The sequence below is a fragment of the Pseudoalteromonas sp. AOP7-A1-14 genome (genome assembly GCF_052376275.1).
In the GTDB taxonomy this organism is placed as follows: Bacteria; Pseudomonadota; Gammaproteobacteria; order Enterobacterales; family Alteromonadaceae; genus Pseudoalteromonas.
The window spans coordinates 1-14,374 of sequence record NZ_JBQSVO010000099.1; the positions used below are offsets into that span (position 1 = coordinate 1).

Below are 14,374 nucleotides of genomic sequence, written 5' to 3' on the forward strand. Positions count from 1 at the left end.
AAGCATTCTTATGCATGTTACTTGTTGCATTTATATTTTTTATTAATGGTAAACTTAGTTATATATTGCAGGGGTCTACTTTAACAATCATGTTTATATTAACCCCATTCGTTTTTTTGGCTGGTATTATTTCACTCGTCATTACAAAAAACGCACTACAATGGCGATGTAACCCTTTGAGGTTTCAGTAAATAACACACCAAATTCCAATCCTATCGGCTGAAATTTTTTGATGATTCAGCTGATGCTCAACAGTCATATTCGAGCATAGATTAATATACGAGTGAGCTTCGGCTCTCTTTTAAATTACAAGGATAAGTATGTTAAAAAAAATAGGACTAATAATCTCTACAGTGTTGTTGTTACAAGGTTGTACTGATTCAAAACAAGTTGTCGGTGTAGTGCAGGGTTCTGTGAACGCTGACTTTCAATCAGACTTATTCCGCGTTGATCTCATAATTGAAGATATGAATGATACGTGTACCATTTTATTGTCTTTAGCTGGTCAAGATTTATATAACCCTACCAATGAAAAAGAACTCCTTAAGGGGGTTACCTGTCTACGCAATGATGGCGTACTGTTAGCCGGCGTTCCACAGGTTGAAAGCTTTACTTGGTCACCGGTTGAAGGAGGGGTTGAATTTACTATCGATGCAACGGCTCAAAGTAATGATTATGATAATTTAAATATTACAACTAATTCTCCCTTATTTATAAAGTACAGGAAGTAAAATAATGAAAATTAAAATAGTTACGCTGCTGGTAAGTTCTTCATTAAGTCTTTTTGTTGCTGCGGATGAATCTAATGTAAATATTGTGGCCGAAAATAATTCTGATCCAGTTTTTATCTAAAGTTGTAAGCTTTTTCGTAAAGCCAAAGCTGATAAAGATATTGATACGCTAATGAGTTTTGTGCACTTAGAGTTTAAAAATACCGAGCAACGAAAGGCAAGAGCGATTAGCACATTAACAAAATATGCAGATAGTTACCAACAGTACTCTCAGAACCCGAACTATGAAGTTATTAGCATGGAGCTTTCTAAAAAATGAAAGAGGGTTACGCTGCGGTAAATATCAAAGCGAAATATGGCGAAAAAAAATTCGTTTCCACAAAATGTGTATTTGAAAATGTGGGTACTAATAAAATGGAACATTTTGCTTTCATCAAGCTGACTTAAACCATGTAGTATAAATAATACATTTCTAAAATTATATTTTTTACATTATTTGCACCGTTGTCGTATAGTGCGATTGCAAACACTCCTAAACAAAGTTACTTTGAAAACAGAGGTATGTCTGCATGGGAGAGTTTGCAATCAGGAGATAAACAGGCTTTATTTGACCATTTTTCGCCTAAATTACAAAGCTGGAAAGATGGCAAACCTGCATTGGAAGAAATTGACCGTATCTTAAAAGGTTATAACGGTGATTAGACTCAAAGTAAGCTTGATGATCTTAATATAACCTTGATAAGTAGTAATGGTATAGGACCTGATGGTACTGAAACAAAGACCGGCCTTCAAAACTCGGTTTACCATAATTAAGTTTATTTTTAGTGGTTATCTGGACTCAATATTTATTTAAAAGTAGTTGATTATAATGAATTTCATAGAAAAAAAATTACAGCACAACGTGCAGTACTGCCTAGCACATAAGCGAACTATACCTTATACATCGATTAAAGCATTCTTATGCATGTTATTTGCTGCATTTATATTTACATTTTTCATTGATGGTAAACCTAGATATGTAATGCAGGGGTCGAGCTTAACGAGTATGTTTATATTAACGCCATTTGTATTTTTTGCGTTGGTACTTTTACAATCTTCATTACAAAGAACGTATTATAATGGTGATGTTTTCTTAACTCGTAAAGGCATTTTGATGCCTGACTTTAAAGGTAAGCGTGAAGCTTTTACAGCTTATAATAATATTGACTCAATAGTCCTTTATTACTTTCCTCTCACTCCATTATTTTCAAAAGGGCCTTACCTTAGTACCCACTTTGCAGTAAAAGATAAATCTGGTAATGAACTGGGTGTACATACTTTTAACTTAAACGACTATCAGCTAGTAATAGAATATCTAACCTCTACTCACAAGGTATCAATTAATCATCGTTTTTCATGGTGGGTTTTGAGTTATTTATTACTCATCCCAATGGGATTATTGCTTGGGTTTATTGTGTAGGTTTTTATCCTACATGAATCCAGGCTTGGGCTTGAACAAACTTTGCTCAGCAAGATCAATAGCTATTTAAGAAACAAAATGAATTTTTAAATATCTATTTTATTAGCAAATAATTTCACTTCGTTAACGTTAACTTAAGTTACATTGTTTTAATCTTAACTGATTGATAAGTACGTTTGCTGAACCTTTTAAAAACAGACAAACAAACGTTTTGATAAACATAAATATGAAGGAAAGGTAGGTTATGCATAACGGATTTAAATTAGCAGGTTTTGTCTCTCTAATCGTGTTTAATACTCAAGTGTTAGCAAAAGCGCATAACATGACTTTAAAATACGAAATAACAAAAGATAATGGGCATTACGCTGATATAACTGTAAGAGTTAACGATACCTATTTAAGAACTGATTATAAGTTAGCCAATAAAAATTTGACCGAAATGACAGTGAAGTGGGATGGTCAATATATACTTGATCACAATAAAAAATCAGCTTATTTTTTAGACTATAATACCACTAATAAAAAAGCAGAAACAGCATTAAACAAAATGGCATCGCAAGCGCCAAATTTTACTGCTGAGCAAATTTTTTCAATGAGTATTGATCCAGCTAACGATGAGGACGAATATATTGAATACTCTAAGTCTGGAGATAACAAATTAAAAGGTGAACGGTATTCAAACTTTATTCACGAGATTGGCTATTTAGAAGTACCAAATAAGTATGTTACTCAACAGCAATATGATTGGTTACTATCGAGAACGCTTGAAGATCGTAAATTTGGTCAAGGCTTTGTGATGGTTCTTGAGCAACCTATAACAGAAGTGATGCGTAGGTTAAACTACCAGTATCCTGTGTTTCCCGTTTATTTAAAAACTAATAATTTTATATTGCAGCTTAAATCTGTTGATACTGACCCTCTATCAGGCGAAGCGCTTGCGGTTGATGCTGGGTTAGTTAAAAAAGATGTTACCTTAGGCTCTATGAAATTTGTTGAACAGCTATCTGAGGGCATCGCTCAATAGAGGTTCACAATTGAACAGTATGTAAATTATGTGCTGTAACCTTTGTACGAGGTTACAGATATATATTTAAGTTTTAGTCTTTATTGGACGCTACTCAAACTTTATTTCTTAATACAGTTTTGAGTAGCGAACTTTGTATTTTGACAAGGCTATAAATCAATCATCAAAACATTAGTATAATGATTTTAAAAAGGGCTGCTTTTGCCGATCTTATACTGTCCCTTTTTTAAATATTAATTTGGCTTGGTAAATGCGTTATTCTTTTTCGGTGTTAAGCTTACTATTTAGAAGTAATAAAATATTTTTATTAACCATCCTCGTTTTTGCAATTCTAGCGGTTCCGACGTTATATACATTCGAAAAAAAAGTTCGTCATGATGTTTTTAATAGTGAAAAAATTAATTTAGAACATGAGCTAGATAATAAAGCGCAGGCATTTAAAGGACGCCTACAAGATAGTGTCAATGCTATTCGTTTTTTAAATGTTACGCCTTCTATTGTTGGTATTAGCCGTACTATCCACAATAACAACATTGATCCTTTATATGGCATCAATGTTGATGTTTGGCAGGAGCGTCTTGCTACAACATTTATGGGCTTTATGCATACCGATGAACACCTTTCACAAGCACGTTATATTACTCTTGCAAATAAGGGTAAAGAGTTGGTTAGGGTAGACCGAGTAGGCCAAACAATTTCACGTGTGCTAGGGGAGCAATTACAACAAAAGGGTCAACGCGATTATATAGTAAAATCCGCTGTTCTTGATGACCAATCCGTTTATATCTCGCCTATTAATTATAATCGTGAAAATGGTGAAATTCAGGTTCCTTATGTTAGCACCTACCGCCTAGCTAAGCCTGTATTTGATGCACAAGGTAATGTATTTGCAGTTCTAGTTACTAATTATTTTGCTGAAGAATTACTACAAAGTCTAAAGGTTGACTTACCTGTAGGTGTAAACACTTATTTATTAAATAATAATAATCAGTTTTTATCCCATCCTAATACAAAACTGCCTTTTGCTTTTGAATTTGATGAAACGGCTAATTGGTCAAGTGAATTTAATCGTAATCAGGATATGAACGATAAAAATACACTTTCACTGACTAATTTCCCCGAACAATATTATCTGAAACATCAAATTACACTTGACGATAATGTCACCATGCTACCATTAACGCTGGCCGTTTCGATTGATACGCAGGTTTTATTAGATGAAGTTGCTGATCGTCGTTATAACTTTATACTCATGCTTTTTTCGTTGTTTGCTACTTTACTTTTATTAGTTTGGTTGTATCAGCGCTATATAAATCGTCAATTAGAATTAGATTCTCTTAAAGAGCAAAATACTAAGATCATCGAAGGTTCTCTTGACCCGATTATGTTAGTCGATGACCATGGTGTGATCAGTCATGGAAACCAAGCTGCACAAACAAGTTTTAATTTAGTAAAAAACAAAACAAGTTTTATATCTTTGTTTGCTTTAGATGAACAGGATAAAAATTGCTTGGATGAAACCTTAACGCAAGGAAAGAAGTTACCTTTTGAAGCTATTTATTATGATCAACAAAACACCCCATGTTATTACTCAATTACATTAACTCGGGTATTTGACGTTTTTACTCAACGTAACCAAGTTGCGGTTATTTTACGTAATATTAAATTTTTAAAACAAACTCAACAAGCGCTTGAGAAATTAAACGGAACACTTGAATTAAAAGTTTCTCAACGCACTAATGAGCTACAAGCTGCGACCGCACAAGCATTAGCTGCAAGCCAAGCAAAAAGTGATTTTGTTGCAAATATTTCTCATGAAATACGCACACCAATGAATGGTGTTTTGGGCATGCTCGAGATGCTCAAAAAAGATCCGCTAACGAGTGAACAATTACGATTTTTGGGTTTAGCTGCTAAAAGCGCTAACTCGTTAATGACATTAATTAACGACATTCTTGATTTTTCAAAAATTGAAGCGGGTAAGTTAGATATAGACCATCATAGTTTCGATGTTGTGACGGTTTGTAGTGATATGGTGACTTCGATGGCGCTTCAAGCGCAGCGTAAACGGTTAGAGGTAATAGTTAACACCGACAAAATAGTCGATCGTCAACTAATAGGTGATAGTCACCGATTAAAACAAATTTTAATTAATCTATTTAACAATGCAATTAAATTTACTCATCACGGAGAGGTTAGCTTAACTTTAGATTTCGAAACACTTGAAAGTAATGAAATCATGATGAATTTTGCAATTAAAGATACTGGAATAGGTATAGCTCAAGAAAATATTGATAAGTTATTTAATGTATTTACACAAGAAGATAACAGTACAACGCGCCACTTTGGCGGAACTGGTTTGGGGTTATCAATTTGTCGTAAATTAGCTCGCTTAATGGATGGCGATATCATTGTAAGCAGTGAAAAAGGCAAGGGCAGTTGTTTCACTGCTAAAATAAAAATGCAAATTGATCCGCAAAGAAAAATAGCAAGGCCGGTTCTACTTGATAAGCCAATTAACGTTTTAGTAATGATCAAAAATGATCGTGTTTATGCTAATACCGTTAACCTCTTGCGGGCCAGTGGTGATATTCAAAGTGATGCTATTGTGCGTCTTAATGATAATGAGCAATTTGAAGAGATTACAGCTGATCTCGTTTTAATCGATGAAACTGAACCACGTTTAACAAAGGTGCTTTACCTTTGCGATGAATCACGCCAGCATATCTTTATTTTAACTGACTTTTTAAATAATAAGCCTAAAATAATAGATAATAAGCCTAACGTTCATCGTATAACTAAACCATTCACTCAAGATCAACTTACTTTTAATTTAGCGAGTATTTGGGCTGAGAATAGGTTAGAAAAATTACCGAAAGTTAAGAGTCAAATAAAAGAAGAAATCCAAGATCTGTCGGCCTTTAGTGTTTTATTAGTCGACGACAATATGATTAATACAGTGGTAGCAAAGGCAATTTTACAAGAAACAAACATTAAAGTGACTATTGCAAATGATGGCGTTGATGCATTAGAGCAGTTGGCTAAAGCCAAAAATAGTTTCGATATCGTTCTAATGGATTGCCAAATGCCTAATATGAATGGTTACGACGCAACATCAGCTATTCGTCACGGTAAATCTGGTGAAACGTATAGAACTATTCCAATTATTGCAATGACTGCTAGTGCAATGGCGGGGGATAAAGAGCGCTGTATTGCAGCTGGAATGAGCGATTACATAACCAAACCGATTAACTCAGCCACCTTGAAAGAAAAGCTAACAAGGTGGCTAAAAGTATAAATAGTTATGGTGGAGCTAGGTATTTAGGTAGGGATATTAGAGTTTAGTTTGGCTGGTGTTAATGACAATTACACAACGCTTTTACGATCAATCTATGATCCACCTAGTATGGTTTGGGAATAATTTAAGAGTTATTTTATTATTGAAATCATGGCCACTTTATAAAGAGGTTATAAATTTAAGACGCCCATAATAAAAAACCGCTTTCGCGGTTTTTTATTATCTAAACTCAAAGAGGTATAAGTAAGTATTATACCTTAAGTAGGTTATTTAAGCCGTTATCGCTTCTTTGATATACGTGACAGCATCACCTAGATCAATCATTTTCTTTTCCCCTGTGCGACGGTTTTTAAGCTCAACTTTATTTTCATCAAGGTTGCGCTCACCAATAACTAATGTGAATGGCACACCAATTAACTCCATGTCGTTAAACATCACGCCAGGTCGCTCTTTACGATCATCAAATAACACATCAAGGCCGGCAGATTTTAAACCATCGTAAAGGTCATTGGCAATATCTGGAATGCGATGCGATTTATGCATATTCATTGGCACAATGGCTAAATCAAATGGCGCGATAGGTTGTGGCCAAATTATCCCGTATAGATCGTTATTTTGCTCTATTGCCGCAGCAACGATGCGGGATACTCCAATACCATAACAACCCATGGTCATTATTTGGTTTTTACCTGTTTCGCTTAATACGCCGGCTTTCATTGCTTCTGAATACTTAGTGCCAAGTTGGAAAATATGGCCAACTTCAATACCACGTTTAACCTGTAAAACGCCTTGACCACAAGGACTTGCATCACCTTCAACAATATTACGGATATCTGCAATTTGATATTCAGTTACATCACGATCCCAGTTAATGCCGCTCAAGTGCTCGCCGTCTTTATTTGCGCCCGCTACAAAGTCAGCCATTACATTAGCTGTACGATCAACAATAATCGGCATGGTTAAACCAACAGGGCCTAGTGAGCCTGCTTTTGCACCAATGGCTGAAATGATGTCTTCTTCTCTCGCTATTTCAAGAGGAGCAGCAACCAACGGGTGTTTTTCAGCTTTTAACTCATTCAATTCGTGGTCGCCTCGTAATATAAGCGCAACAAGACCACGTTTACCGTCTTCGTCAGGAGCACCATATACAATCAAGGTTTTAACACAGCGATGTGGCTTAACACCATAATGCTTTTTAAGTTCGCAAATAGTTTTCGCGTCAGGTGTAGGAAATGCCTTTAGTTCTTTTGCCGCTTCAGGGCGTGAGTGATTTGGAGCAAGCGCTTCTGCTTTTTCGATATTCGCAGCGTAATCACTGCTATCACTAAAGGCAATTGCGTCTTCGCCAGATTCAGCCAAAACATGAAACTCATGAGAAACACTGCCCCCAATTGAACCAGTATCAGCAATGACAGGACGGTAGTCTAGGTTTAAGCGCTCAAAAATATTGCAATACGCTTTATGCATTGCTTGATAAGTCGCATCTAAGCATTCATCACTTAAATGGAACGAATAAGCGTCTTTCATGGTGAACTCACGCGCACGCATCACACCAAAACGAGGACGACGTTCATCACGCACTTTAGTTTGTACTTGGTAAAGTGTGATTGGCAGTTGTTTGTATGAGTTTATTTCTTTACGAACAAAATCAGTGATCACTTCTTCATGAGTTGGGCCAAGTGCAAAAGGGCGGTTATGGCGGTCATTAAAACGTACCAGTTCATCACCAAACTGGTCCCAACGACCAGACTCTTCCCATAAGTCAGCGGGCTGAATAACTGGCATGAGCATTTCAATTGCGCCTGCCTTGTCCATTTCTTCGCGAACAATTGCCTCAACTTTACGCAAAACCTTTAAACCTGAAGGCAACCATGTGTATAAACCAGAGGCAACGCGGCGGATCATACCTGCGCGTAGCATAAGTTGATGCGATACAATTTCCGCATCAGATGGCGTTTCTTTAAGTGTAGCGAGTATATATTGACTGGTACGCATGGCTATTCCGATAGTTATAAAGTTTTTATTTCAATAAGCGCATAAGTTTACCAGTGGTTGCATTGACACTAAAGCGCTAAGTGCGCTTTTTAGCTATTTTCTATATGACTTACATAGTTATGTTCGCCATTCACTTGCCAGCGGATATTAAAATCATACAAGCTCATACCGTAACTTTGCTCACCGCCTTTTTGTTTTTTATAAGCTGGGCGAGGATCTTGTTTTAATACGTTTGTTATAAAGCCTTTAAGCTCGGGGTAATCACGTTGTAAAGTGATAAAGTTTAATGCTTCTGGGCTAAACTCCACACTCATTAGCGTTTCAGGGCGCGTATCGGCAAAACCGGCGCTTGCATCTGTCATGGCATCTGAGTAGGGTAAGTAAGGTTTGATATCTAATATAGGTGTGCCGTCGAGTAAGTCAATGCCAGATAGTAATAGCGACAGCTGATTATTTTTATATTCAATACCTTCAAGCTTCACGGCACTCATGCCAATGGCATTTGGCCTAAAAGTGGCACGCGTTGCAAAAACACCTTTACGTTCATTGCCACCAAGGCGAGGTGGGCGCACCATTGCCGAGTAGCCTTTGTCTGCGGTTTCATGAAACCTAAACAGCAACCAAATATGGCTAAATTCATCAATACCTCTTACGAACTCTTCGCGATTAAAGTCTTGGGTAAATACTAGTTTCGCTTTTGCTTCTGGTACAAGTCGAGGTTGGCGAGGGATAGCAAATTTTTGTTTGTAAGGAGACTGAATGTGACCAACGGCCGATAATTGATAATCGCTCATAGTGTGTCATTGAATAATAAGTATGAACGTATTTTACATGTATAATTTATTCTGTGTATAGGCAAAAGGCAGCTTGCGCTGCCTTTAGTTTTTAGACTTATTGGTCTAAATGTTAAAACATGTACTGGAATGATACTGATGCAACGTCCATATCTGGGTCAATATCGTCTTCTAATTCATAACGCTCGTACTCTAAACGCACTTGCATGTTTGTGGTAAATGCGTACTCAATACCCGCACCGTAGAATACATCGCCGCCGTCTTGGTCTGCGCTGATGCTGCCTAATTCACCCAAGTCTTGCGTTACTTCTGCATCCCATTCAAACCAACCGCCTTTACCATAAATCGAGAAGTTGTCTGTCAGTGGTGCAGCTAATCGCGCTGCTAAAGAAACACCATCGATTTCTGCTTTGCTGTCAAAGTCACTTACTTCATCAAAGTTTTGATAAGCAAGTTCAAGGCTGAGGTATTTGTTAAATTGCGTACCTACATAACCTTTAAGCATTTGTGCATCATCATCGAAGTCGATATCGTTTTCTGAATCTTCAAACTGGAAAGAATATTGCCCGTAACCAATACCCGTATAAATACGTGGAGAGTCCATGTCAGTAATGTCTGCGTGGGCTGCGTTACCAAAACCTAGTAATGCTAAAGAAAGTGCAGAGAGTGAAATTGATTTGATCATTTAATAGCTCCTTTACAAAATAAATTAGCAGAATATTTCTGCTTTGGTTTTAACTTTCATTTTACTAATTGCAATAAGAGTATTGCATCGAGCGTGCCAATTACATTTAGGGTAAATTTTGTGGTTTTTTATAGCAAAATGATTTTTTATTAATCTGAATGAGCGTAGTTTGTTCGCTCATTCAGTTTCAAGGAGGCAAATATTTCAAAGTGGATGGTAGGTTTTACAAACTGCAATCAAGGCGTTGTATTGTTGAGTAAAGTTTCAGTCTCGATAGCAATTTGTTTCATTTTAATGGCGTAGTTTTCTATTTTCTTTTCATCAGCGGTATTGGCTGTATAAGCTGGTACTGCAATTGGATAACCGGCTTCGTCCATGGCAATAAAACTAATTACACAATGGTTTGTTTCAACTAAGTTTTGTGTTTTCGGGTCTCCGCAGCGTACTTGTATAAAAATTTGCATACTGGTTTTACCGGTATGGGCAATACGCGCTTCTACTTCAACTATTTGTCCCACAAGAATAGGGCGCTGAAACTTTACTCCCGCCACTGATACAGTGACACAATAATGGCCGCTCCAACCCGCTGCGCAAGCATAGCCCGCTTGGTCAATCCATTTCATGACTACTCCACCATGGACTTTACCACCGAAATTGACATCGGTAGGTTCAGCTAAAAAACGAAAAGTAACACTTGATGACGGCATAAACTTACTCTTGATAATTAAATAGTTATCTTTAGCATAGCGCAAAAAAGGGGCCGAAGCCCCCTGCAATTTAGGATTTATTTATAAAAACAGTATAAAGCTACATATTAGGGTAGTTTGGACCACCAGCCCCCTCGGGCGTGACCCACGTTATATTCTGGCTAGGGTCTTTGATATCGCAAGTTTTGCAGTGCACGCAGTTTTGCGCATTGATCACAAACTCGTCTTTACCTTCAACTTGTTGCACTTCGTAAACACCAGCAGGGCAGTACCGCTGCGCTGGTTCATCGAATTTGCTGAGGTTAACTTTAATCGGGATTGACGCATCTTTTAATTTCAGATGACATGGCTGGGATTCTTCATGATTGGTATTTGATAAGAATACCGAAGAGAGTTTATCAAAGCTCAGTTTGCCATCAGGTTTTGGATAATTAAATTTTTCAACCGATGCAGCGTCCACTAAGGTGGCATGATCTGGCGTATTGTCTTTAAAAGTAAAAGGTAAGCCACCATTAAACAGGTTTTGATCAAGCGTGTTATAGGCACCCCCCATAAATTTACCGAGCTTGTGCATCACTGGGCCAAAGTTACGTGACTGATGTAGCTCTTTATAGGCCCACGATGTCTCAAAAGCGCTTTTAAATGAACTTAAGTCAGTGTGCTCTTCACCTTTTGCTAGTGCATCAAAAATTACATCGGCGGCGACCATGCCTGACTTCATGGCGGTGTGGTTGCCTTTAATTTTTGCAAAATTTAATGTACCTGCCTCACAGCCAACCAGTAAACCGCCGGGAAAGTGCATTTTAGGTAGTGAGTGTAAACCGCCTTTAGTAATAGCACGTGCCCCGTAAGCTATGCGCTCACCGCCTTGAAGTACATTTTTAAAAGTGGGGTGGTGTTTCATGCGTTGAAACTCATCAAACGGGCTTAGATGTGGATTACTGTAATTTAGGTCAATAATTAGGCCGACGACGACTTGATTGTCTTCGCTGTGATACATAAAAGCGCCGCCATTGGTGTCACCGCTTAGCGGCCAACCAGTACCGTGAACCACTTTGCCTTGTCGATGTTTGCTGGCATCTACTTGCCAAATTTCTTTAAAGCCTAAACCATAATGTTGAGGTGAGGCGTCTTTATCTAGCGCAAACTGGTTAATTAACTGCTTACCTAAGTGGCCGCGGCACCCTTCTGCAAATACGGTGTATTTCGCTCTAAGTTCCATCCCTGGCATGTAGCCATCTTTTTCATTGCCGTTTTTATCTAGACCCATATCGCCAGTAATAATACCTTTAACAGTATCATCTTCTATAAGCAGTGAGTGGGCGCTAAAGCCTGGGAATATTTCTACTCCGAGGTTTTCTGCTTGTTCTGCTAAAAATCGGCAGACGTTGCCCATGGAGACAATGTAGTTTCCGTCATTATGAAATGTTTTAGGTGCGGCAAAGTCGGGTAAGCGAGTCGCTTTTTCACTATTATTAAACCAATAGATTTCATCGTTTGTAACTTTTGTTTTAACTGGCGCACCTAGTTCTTGCCAATTTGGCAGTAATTCATCAAGCGCGCGGGTTTCAAATACAGCACCTGACAATATATGTGCACCTACTTCAGAGCCTTTTTCGACTACACAAATCATTAACTCTTGTTGCTTTTGTTGTGCTTGCTGCGCTAAACGTATTGCAGTAGACAAACCTGCAGGCCCTGCGCCTACGATAACAACATCAAATTCCATGGTTTCGCGTTCGACCATATTAAACCTCTCTCAGTGACGGACCTGTGCCGTTATTATGTGGCTATTTCATACTTGCAAATGAAACGTTACAGGTGGTGAATAGTTTAAGGTTATTTTAGGTTGACGTTTACGTCAACAGGAAGTAGTCTGAATTCATAAAATAAATAAGTTGACGTGTACGTCAGCTTGTAGTTCAAAATGATAATGGAGTTCACATGAAAGTTCTCGTGCCTATAAAAAGAGTGATTGACTACAACGTTAAAGCGCGTGTGAAAGCGGATAAAAGTGATGTTGATTTAGCCAATGTTAAAATGGCGATGAATCCGTTTTGTGAAATTGCGATTGAAGAAGCAATCCGTTTAAAAGAAGCAGGCACAGCAACCGAAGTGGTTGCCGTAACTATTGGTGCAAAAGCCTCACAAGAGCAGCTGCGTACAGCGTTAGCGCTTGGTGCTGACAAAGCAATCCATATTGAAACGGACGAAAAGCTTGAGTCATTGCATGTAGCCAAATTGCTGGCAAAAATTGTTGAGCAAGAATCACCCGAGCTAGTTATTTTGGGTAAACAGTCGATTGATTCGGATAACAATCAAACTGGTCAAATGCTGGCCGCGCTGACAAAACGTGGACAGGGTACGTTTGCCTCTAAAGTGGATGTGCAAAATGGCACTGTTAATGTAACGCGTGAAGTCGATGGCGGCCTACAAACCGTTGCGCTTAAACTGCCAGCTATTGTCACCACAGATTTACGCTTGAATGAACCACGTTATGCGTCACTTCCTAATATTATGAAGGCAAAACGCAAACCACTGGAAGTGATCGCAGCGGATAGCTTAGGTGTTGATTTAGCTGCGCGCATTCAATTAGTCGAAGTCAATGAACCACAAAAACGTTCGGCGGGTGTGATTGTTGATGATGTAGCGACATTGGTTGAAAAATTAAAATCTGAAGCGAAGGTGATCTAAATGAAAACATTAGTTATAGCCGATCATGATAACGGCGCTTTAAAACCTGAAACAAATAAAACAATTAATGCCGCTGTAAAGCTAGGTTTACCGGTAGATGTGCTTATTGCTGGCGAAAATGTCTCGTCGATGAGTGAGCAAGTTGCCACTATTGCAGGCGTAAACAGTGTGTTAGTTGCAGATAACGGCGTATATGCTCAGCAACTAGCAGAAAATATGGCTGACTTGGTTTTATCTCTGGCGGATGACTACTCACATTTGGTAGCCAGCGCTACAACCACGGGTAAAAACTTTATGCCGCGTGTTGCTGCACTATTAGATGTAGCGCAGATTTCTGAAATTATAGACGTGATTGATGCAGATACCTTCAAACGGCCAATTTATGCTGGTAATGCCATTGCAACGGTGAAATCTTTAGATAGCAAAAAAGTGATTACAGTACGTGCGAGTAGTTTTGATTTACCAAGCGATCAACCTGCTGCTGCAATTAGTAGTATAGATACCGTGATTGAGTCAACATTGAGTGAATTTGTAAGTGTTGAGCAAACTGAGTCAGAGCGTCCTGAGCTAACGGCTGCTCCAGTGGTTATATCTGGTGGTCGCGGTATGCAAAACGGTGAGAACTTTGCGTTGTTAAATGGTATAGCCGATAAGCTGGGCGCTGCAATTGGTGCATCCCGTGCGGCGGTTGATGCGGGGTTTGTGCCTAATGATATGCAAGTAGGGCAGACTGGTAAAATTGTGGCACCTGATTTATATATTGCAGTTGGTATCAGCGGCGCTATTCAGCACCTTGCAGGTATGAAAGACTCAAAAGTAATTGTCGCTATTAATAAAGACCCTGACGCGCCTATTTTTCAGGTGGCTGATTACGGCTTAGTCGCGGATTTATTTGACGTACTACCTGAGCTTGAAAAAGCACTGTAAACCTTTATGAAGAAAAAATTCTGGTTGTAAAGCTGCTGCATCTATTTAGGTGCGCAGCTT

Annotated in this window: 12 protein-coding genes; 7 read left to right on the forward strand and 5 right to left on the reverse strand. The window is 38.3% G+C overall.

The annotated features are described in order from the left end of the window. Positions 1-320: 320 nt before the first annotated feature. From ACT3RM_RS13890 to ACT3RM_RS13910, 5 genes are all read left to right on the forward strand, one after another. Positions 321-731: a hypothetical protein gene (locus ACT3RM_RS13890; RefSeq protein ID WP_441830638.1), complete on the forward strand. Its 411-nt coding sequence runs from the start codon at positions 321-323 to the stop codon at positions 729-731. A gap of 561 nt (positions 732-1,292) precedes the next feature. Continuing rightward, the gene (locus ACT3RM_RS13895) at positions 1,293-1,433 is read left to right on the forward strand and encodes a hypothetical protein (protein WP_441830639.1); all 141 of its coding nucleotides are present in this window, start codon (positions 1,293-1,295) and stop codon (positions 1,431-1,433) included. A 166-nt stretch (positions 1,434-1,599) separates the two neighbouring features. Continuing rightward, positions 1,600-2,190, forward strand: a complete 591-nt coding sequence (locus ACT3RM_RS13900; protein WP_441993495.1) for a hypothetical protein — start codon at positions 1,600-1,602, stop codon at positions 2,188-2,190. 244 nt (positions 2,191-2,434) lie between these two features. Then, positions 2,435-3,214, forward strand: a complete 780-nt coding sequence (locus ACT3RM_RS13905) for a hypothetical protein (protein ID WP_441830641.1) — start codon at positions 2,435-2,437, stop codon at positions 3,212-3,214. Between the two features lie 250 nt (positions 3,215-3,464). Further along, positions 3,465-6,512, forward strand: a complete 3,048-nt coding sequence (locus tag ACT3RM_RS13910; RefSeq protein ID WP_441830642.1) for an ATP-binding protein — start codon at positions 3,465-3,467, stop codon at positions 6,510-6,512. Between the two features lie 270 nt (positions 6,513-6,782). Here the strand turns inward: ACT3RM_RS13910 and ACT3RM_RS13915 are convergent, their stop codons facing one another. The 5 genes from ACT3RM_RS13915 to ACT3RM_RS13935 form a co-directional block, all read right to left on the reverse strand. Continuing rightward, a complete protein-coding gene (locus tag ACT3RM_RS13915; RefSeq protein ID WP_441995119.1) occupies positions 6,783-8,507 on the reverse strand; it encodes a proline--tRNA ligase in 1,725 nt (574 codons plus the stop codon). Between the two features lie 89 nt (positions 8,508-8,596). Further along, a complete protein-coding gene (gene tsaA, locus ACT3RM_RS13920; protein ID WP_441995121.1) occupies positions 8,597-9,301 on the reverse strand; it encodes a tRNA (N6-threonylcarbamoyladenosine(37)-N6)-methyltransferase TrmO in 705 nt (234 codons plus the stop codon). 112 nt (positions 9,302-9,413) lie between these two features. Continuing rightward, a complete protein-coding gene (locus tag ACT3RM_RS13925) occupies positions 9,414-9,986 on the reverse strand; it encodes an outer membrane beta-barrel protein (protein WP_441995123.1) in 573 nt (190 codons plus the stop codon). A gap of 236 nt (positions 9,987-10,222) precedes the next feature. Next, positions 10,223-10,693, reverse strand: a complete 471-nt coding sequence (locus tag ACT3RM_RS13930; RefSeq protein ID WP_441995125.1) for an acyl-CoA thioesterase — start codon at positions 10,691-10,693, stop codon at positions 10,223-10,225. Between the two features lie 100 nt (positions 10,694-10,793). After that, entirely contained in the window at positions 10,794-12,440 is a 1,647-nt protein-coding gene (locus tag ACT3RM_RS13935; protein WP_441995127.1) for an electron transfer flavoprotein-ubiquinone oxidoreductase, read from the reverse strand. 197 nt (positions 12,441-12,637) lie between these two features. Here ACT3RM_RS13935 and ACT3RM_RS13940 point away from each other — a divergent pair, with 197 nt between their 5' ends. Together ACT3RM_RS13940 and ACT3RM_RS13945 are read left to right on the forward strand one after the other, a co-directional pair. Further along, a complete protein-coding gene (locus ACT3RM_RS13940; RefSeq protein ID WP_441995128.1) occupies positions 12,638-13,387 on the forward strand; it encodes an electron transfer flavoprotein subunit beta/FixA family protein in 750 nt (249 codons plus the stop codon). Beyond that, complete coding sequence (locus tag ACT3RM_RS13945; protein ID WP_441995130.1) at positions 13,388-14,314, forward strand: electron transfer flavoprotein subunit alpha/FixB family protein; 927 nt, start codon at positions 13,388-13,390, stop codon at positions 14,312-14,314. The last annotated feature ends 60 nt before the right edge of the window (positions 14,315-14,374 follow it).

Bases quoted from the DNA above. Each gene is read 5' to 3' on its own strand.
- ACT3RM_RS13905 (WP_441830641.1), top strand. From the start codon at position 2,435: ATGCATAACGGATTTAAATTAGCAGGTTTTGTCTCTCTAATCGTGTTT.
- ACT3RM_RS13925 (WP_441995123.1), bottom strand. From the start codon at position 9,986: ATGATCAAATCAATTTCACTCTCTGCACTTTCTTTAGCATTACTAGGT.
- ACT3RM_RS13895 (WP_441830639.1), top strand. From the start codon at position 1,293: ATGTCTGCATGGGAGAGTTTGCAATCAGGAGATAAACAGGCTTTATTT.
- ACT3RM_RS13945 (WP_441995130.1), top strand. From the start codon at position 13,388: ATGAAAACATTAGTTATAGCCGATCATGATAACGGCGCTTTAAAACCT.
- tsaA (WP_441995121.1), bottom strand. From the start codon at position 9,301: ATGAGCGATTATCAATTATCGGCCGTTGGTCACATTCAGTCTCCTTAC.
- ACT3RM_RS13890 (WP_441830638.1), top strand. From the start codon at position 321: ATGTTAAAAAAAATAGGACTAATAATCTCTACAGTGTTGTTGTTACAA.
- ACT3RM_RS13915 (WP_441995119.1), bottom strand. From the start codon at position 8,507: ATGCGTACCAGTCAATATATACTCGCTACACTTAAAGAAACGCCATCT.
- ACT3RM_RS13930 (WP_441995125.1), bottom strand. From the start codon at position 10,693: ATGCCGTCATCAAGTGTTACTTTTCGTTTTTTAGCTGAACCTACCGAT.
- ACT3RM_RS13910 (WP_441830642.1), top strand. From the start codon at position 3,465: ATGCGTTATTCTTTTTCGGTGTTAAGCTTACTATTTAGAAGTAATAAA.
- ACT3RM_RS13940 (WP_441995128.1), top strand. From the start codon at position 12,638: ATGAAAGTTCTCGTGCCTATAAAAAGAGTGATTGACTACAACGTTAAA.
- ACT3RM_RS13900 (WP_441993495.1), top strand. From the start codon at position 1,600: ATGAATTTCATAGAAAAAAAATTACAGCACAACGTGCAGTACTGCCTA.
- ACT3RM_RS13935 (WP_441995127.1), bottom strand. From the start codon at position 12,440: ATGGTCGAACGCGAAACCATGGAATTTGATGTTGTTATCGTAGGCGCA.